Genomic DNA, 5,870 nt, shown 5'->3' with positions numbered 1-5,870 from the left:
GTCAAGGCGGGAAAGCGTGCCTTGACAAGCCTGGTCGGCGACTAAAGATCGGCTGTGGATCGGGGGCGGGGGAGGTCTGGTTGGGGTAGTCGGCTTTTTTCCGTTGCCGGGCGGCGGTTTGTTGTTTGTGTTAAACGAAAACCTTCCCTGGGTTCAGGATTCCGTGTGGGTCCAAGGCATTTTTGACCGCGCGGTGCATCTCCAGGACCTCGTGGCTAACCTCGCGACGCAAGCCGCCGCGTTTGAGCAAGCCGATTCCGTGCTCGCCGGTCACCGTGCCGCCCAGCTCTACCGCGTCGGCGATGATGTCCTCGAATGCGGCCTGTGCCCGGCGCCTGGCCGCGTCATCTCCGATGGGTGTGATGAGCAGCGGGTGGAGGTTTCCGTCGCCGGCGTGGGCGATGTTCGCGATCAGCGTGTCGTGCGTCGCGGCGGCCTTTTCGATCCGCGCCAGCATCTCCGGCACCAGCGCTCGCGGCACGCACACGTCCTCGGTGAGCACCGGGCCGAGCCGCTCCAGCGCGGGGTACGCCAGGCGCCGCGCGTCGAACAGGGCTTCGGCCTCGTGCTCGTCCGTGGACAGCGCCGCCCAGTTCGCGCCGGCCTCCTCGAAGCACCGCAGGATCGTGCGGGCCTCCTCCTCGCCGGCATGCCCCGGAGTGTCGACGCGGCCCAACAGGACCACGTTCGCCTCCGTGGACAGGCCCATGTTCTTCCACGCGTCGACCGCCTCCAGGCAGTGCCGGTCGACCAGCTCCAGCGCGGACGGGATCACCCCCGACGCGGACACCGCGCTCACCGCCTCGCCAGCGGCGATCACCGAGTCGAAGTACCCGGCGATGGTGCGTTCGGGCTCGCGCCGCGGACGCAGCCGCACCGTCACCTCGGTGATCACCCCGAGCGTGCCCTCGGAGCCGACCATCAGGCCGCACAGGTCGTACCCGGCGACGCCCTTCGCGGTGCGACGGCCCAGCCGCACGACCTCGCCGCGCCCGGTGACCACCTCCAGCGCCAGCACGTAATCCCTGGTCACACCGTACTTCACGCAGCACAGCCCGCCGGCGTTGGTGGCCACGTTCCCGCCGATCGTCGACCACGGCGAGCTCGCCGGGTCCGGCGGGTACCACAGCCCCTGCTCGGCGCAGGCCGCCCGCAGGTCGTCGTTCACCACGCCCGGCTGCACGACCGCGAGCCGCTCGGCCCGGTCGATCTCCAGCACCGAGTCCATCGACTCGAACGAGATCATGATGCAGCCGTCGACGGCGTTCGCCCCGCCGGACAGGCCCGTCCCGGCCCCGCGGGGAACCACCGGGATCCGGTGCTCAGCAGCGAACCGCACGACGTCGCGCACCTCGGCGGTCCCGCGCGGCCGCACCACCGCGGCGGCCTGCCCGTATTCGGCCCACTCCGCGTGGTCCTGCAGGTAGGACTCGACCACGGCCGGGTCGTCCACCACGCGCTCAGCCGGAACGACCCGCCTCAGGGCGGCCACCAGTGTCGGGGAATCCATCACAACCTCCACCGAGGAGGCTACCGGTGTGACGACGGCCGCCAGGCCCGCTGAGCGGCAGGTGAGACCCCCGCTACAGCTCGCGCAACCGGCCGTCGTCGTCCCGGAGGTGCCCCGGCGCCACCAGGAACGCCTGGTACTCGTACTCCTCCTCGTAGAACACCACGAGACGGTCCTTCCCGGCGCCGATCGCGGTCCAGCCGTACCCCAGCACCTCGCCGATCTCCTCCGCCCAGCGGTCGTCCCGCGCGGCGCAGTAGAGCCACGGGAAGTCGTCCACCCCGGTGAGCACGTACAGCCGCCCGTCGAGCCCGGCCCGTGCGGCGAACTCCGCCTGCCAGGCGCGGATCTCGTCGTCGTCCGCCGACTCGGGCAGCACCGAGTCCGGCTCGGCGGTCGTCCGCCGGGTCTTGACGAACTCGTCGCGCAGCCACTCCGGGAAGTCCGGCCACTGGGCGAACTCACCGGTGTCGAAAGCGGACAGACGGTCCTTGAGCTGTTCGGCCTTCTTCGCCTGCAGCAACCGGAGCCGCCGGTCGCGCGCGGACCCGGTCACGGCTCAGTCACCCGCCGGCCAGCTCGGAGCATGCGACCCATAGTAGTAGTGGTGCGGACCATCGACCCGGTCGTACTTCTCACCGATCACCACCCCGTCGTGGCCCGCCTTCGGCTGGTAGGCGTGGAAGTGCGGGTGCGGCGCGCGCGGGTCGTTCGTGTGCTCGGCGATCACCCTCGGGCCGTTCGGCGTCTCGTACTCGTAGTAGCGGCCGTGTGCGCCGGGGGCGCTGTCGTAGTGGTAGTTGCCCCGCCCCTGCAAGGCCGGGTTGTCACCGACGGTCCACTGCCGCACGGGCGACGCGCTGTTGGGGATGCCGGCCCGGTCACGCGCGGCGTTGAACGCCTCCCGCCGCTGGTCGAACCACCGGTTGTCGCCCTTGGGCAGTTCTTCCTTCTGCGCGTCGCAGTCGCGGCAGGGCACCAGTCCCAGCGGGTCGAGCCACGTCATCGGGTTCGGGACGTAGGCCTGCGGGTTCGGCCCGGCGACCAGGCCGAGCGGGTCCTGGCTCGCGTAGCGTCCGAGCTCGGGCACGTAGTAGCGGTGGTAGTTGTAGTCCAGACCGCTCTCCGGGTCGTGGTACTGCCCGGGGAACCGCAACGGGGTGTCGGCGGCGCCGACACCGGCGACCAGGCCCCACACCGACCTGGTCGCCCGCCAGGCCAGGTTGCCCGCGGCGTCCACCAGCTCGGTCGGGGTGCCGATCAGGTCGGTCACGATGCCGTAGAACTCGCGGTCGACCCAGGCCTGGTCGCGGGTGTTCCAGAGCCGCTCGGTCTGGCTCACCGGCTGCAGCGTGTCCGGCAGCCAGTGCCACGCCTTGGTCCGGCCACCGGATTCGATCTGCTCCACCAGGACCGTGTCGTCCCAGACGAAGTCGGTCCGCTCGGCGACGGTGTGCCCGTCCGCGGCGATGCGCTGTTTGCTGATGCGCCGTCCCAGCGCGTCGTAGGCGTACCGCCACCGCGTCCCGTCCGGGGTGACCAGCCCGACCAGCCGGTCTTCGCCGTCCCAGGCGAAGTGCCAGTTGTCCGGTTTCGCGGACAACCGCTTCCGCTGCCGGAGCACCATCCGCCCCTGACGGTCGTAGGCGTACCGGACGTTCCCGGCGGCGACGGTGAGCGTGCCGCTGACCTCGCGCGGCCCGCTCGCCTCGGGATCGGCCGGGTTGTGCGCGGCCCGGAGGTTGCCCACGCGGTCGTAGTCGTAGCGCTCCGCCCAGCCCGCGCCGCGGACGCCGACGACCCGACCGGCCTGGTCCAGGTCGAACTCGCGGAGCCCGCCGAGCTGATCGGCGGTCGCCACGAGCTGGTCGTCCGCGCGGTACCGGTAGGTGCGGTGCTGGATCCGCCGGACCGGCGACGCGGCCGACACCGCGGACAACGTCTGCGCGAGCAGGCGGTTGCCCGCGTCCCACTCCTGCGCCAGGGAGATCCCGGTGTCGAGCAGGCGTTCCACTTCCCTGCCCGCGCTGTCGTAGCGGAAGCTCATGGTGCGGCCCGCGGCGCTCAGCACGGACGGCCTGCCGCCCGCGTCGTAGCTCCACCGGCTCTCCACGCCCGTCGGGGTGCGCTGGTACACCGGCCTGCCGAGCAGGTCGTACCGGGACTCGACGGTGCGGCCGTTCACGGTTTCGGCGACGACGCGCCCGGCCTCGTCCCGCTCGAAGCGCACGTCGGCGTCGGCGTTCACCGCGCGCACCAGGCGTCCCGCCGCGTCGTAGGTGAACCGGGCCGGCGGCGCGTCGCCCGTCTGCCGCTCGACGAGGTTCCCCACCAGGTCGTAGGTGAAGCGCGTGGTCTCCCCCGCACCGTTCGTCCGCGACACCACCTGCCCCGCCGCGTCGTAGGTGTAGGCGAGGGTCCGGCCGGTGAAGTCCGTCTCGCGGACGAGGTTGCCGACGGCGTCGTAGACGTACCGCCACTCCGAGCCGGCCGCATTGCGCACGACGACCGGCCGCATCTTCTCGTCGTAGGTGTACTCGAGGCGGTTCCCGTCCGGGGTCGTGACGGCGGCGGGCAGGTCGAAGTGGGTGCTGACGACGTGCGTCAGCTCGCCCGCGGCGCCGGCTCCCGCGGTCTGGTTGCCTTCCCCGTCGTACTGCCAGCGCTCGACCGTGCCGTCCGGACCGGTGCGGGACAACAGCAGCCCCTCGACGGTCCAGGTGTAGGTGGTCGTCGCCCCGGCCGGGTCGGTCCGGGACCGGATCCGGCCGAACTGGTCGCGGCCGAACAGGTTCACCGCACCGTCCGGGCCGGTCATGGCGACGGGGAGACCGGCGTCGTTGGTCTCGACCTGGTGCACGCCGCCCAGCGGATCGACGATCGCCGACAGGTGGTTGCGTTCGTCGTACCGGTACCGGGTCACGGCTCCGGCGGGGTCGGTGACCGCGACGAGGTTCCCGGCCTCGTCGTAGTCCCGCCGCGTCACCGCGCCCGTCGGCTCGACGGTGGCGACCAGCTGGTCGTCCCGGTCGTAGCTGAACAGCCGCTGGGTGCCGTCCGGGCGGGTCAGGGTCACCAGGTTGCCGGCGTCGTCGTAGCGGTAGGACGTGGTGCGGCCCAGCGGATCCGTCCGGGACAGCAGCCGGTCGTAGCGGTCCCACTCCGAGCGGGTGCTGCCGCCCAGTGCGTCGACCTCTTCGACGATCTGCCGCAGCTCGTTGAAGCGGTAGGTGGTCTCGTGGCCCGCCGCGTCGGTCCACACCGAGACGAGGGCGTCCTGGTCGATCCGCAGCGTTCCGGTGTGCGCGCCGCCGGAACCCTCGGTCCGGACGCACCGGCCAAGGCCGTCGTAGTGGAAGCCGTACCACTCGCCGTTGCGGTCCACCCAGCGCGTGATGCGCCCCGACCGGTCGTAGGCGAAGGTCAGGGGCCGGTTCGACGAGTTGAACACCTCGGTGAGGCGGCCCTCGTCGTCGTAGCCGTACCGGAGCAGCGGGACGTCCGGTGCTCCGTCCGCGCCGCGGAGGGTCAGCGCGGTGATGCGGCCGCCCGCCGCGGTGACCGCCACCCGGTAGTTCCCCGAGTGCCGGAGCTCGCTGGGGGCGCCGTTCTCGTAGTCCACGTCCAGGCGCTGCCCCGTCCGGCCCACGACCGAGCGCAGCGGCAGCTCGCCGTCCGGCGCGCCGTCGACGGGACCGAAGGTGTACCGCTCACGCTTCTGCCGGTGGGTGACCACGTACTCGTCCCCGGTGCGGACGAGCGGCCAGCGGGCCCCCTCGACCGGGAACACGGGCTGACCGTCACGCACCGGGTGCGGGTAGACCAGGACGCGGCCGTCCTCGGTGACGAAGTAGATCCCGTCGTCCTCGACCTCGAGGCGCTGGTCGAACGTGGACGCCCAGGTCCGCCCGAACCACCGGCCGAGCCGGTAGGCCGAGGCGTGCCGCCGCCGCACGGTCAACGGCAGCACCGCCGGGAGGTCGACGTCCACCTGCGGCAGGATCACCTCGCCGGTGAAGACGTTGATCGGGTCGCCGTTCGTGCAGGTGGAGTCCTCGTCCTGGCCGGACTTGCGCGGGTCCTCGGCCGAGTCCCTGGCCCGGGACGGGCCGTCACCGCCGGCCTGGCCGTTGCCCGGGGTGCCGTCGACGCCGTCGGGGGTGTCGGGACTGTTGGGGGTGTCCGGGCTCGTGGGGCCGTCGAGGTCCGGCGTGTCGACCTTCCCGCCGCCGCCGTGCGCGGCCGACGGGGCGGTGCCCTCACCGCCCAGCTTGCGGCCCAGCTTGCTCAACTGCTGAATGATCTCGTCCAGCTTGCCGATCACCCGGCTGATCCGCGGCGACACGTTCCCGATCGTCTT

General features: G+C 71.9%; 3 protein-coding genes. All 3 read right to left on the bottom strand.

Annotation, left to right across the window (positions count from 1 at the left end):
• Positions 1-130: 130 nt before the first annotated feature.
• Positions 131-1,510 carry an FAD-linked oxidase C-terminal domain-containing protein gene (locus ABZ193_RS43125; RefSeq protein WP_354714609.1) on the bottom strand — a complete coding sequence of 460 codons (1,380 nt, stop codon included), beginning with the start codon at positions 1,508-1,510 and terminating at the stop codon, positions 131-133.
• A 73-nt stretch (positions 1,511-1,583) separates the two neighbouring features.
• On the bottom strand, positions 1,584-2,066 hold the full coding sequence (locus ABZ193_RS43120) for a hypothetical protein (RefSeq protein WP_237340283.1): 483 nt from the start codon (positions 2,064-2,066) through the stop codon (positions 1,584-1,586).
• 3 nt (positions 2,067-2,069) lie between these two features.
• Positions 2,070-5,870: DUF6531 domain-containing protein (locus ABZ193_RS43115; protein WP_354714607.1), on the bottom strand; the 3,801-nt coding region annotated here is incomplete at its 5' end.

Origin of the sequence: Amycolatopsis sp. NPDC006125 (genome assembly GCF_040614195.1) — a bacterium.
In the GTDB taxonomy this organism is placed as follows: domain Bacteria; phylum Actinomycetota; class Actinomycetes; order Mycobacteriales; family Pseudonocardiaceae; genus Amycolatopsis_E; species Amycolatopsis_E tucumanensis.
The sequence above is the reverse complement of the archived record's forward strand: the minus strand, read 5'-3'. Positions and strand labels throughout refer to the sequence as shown.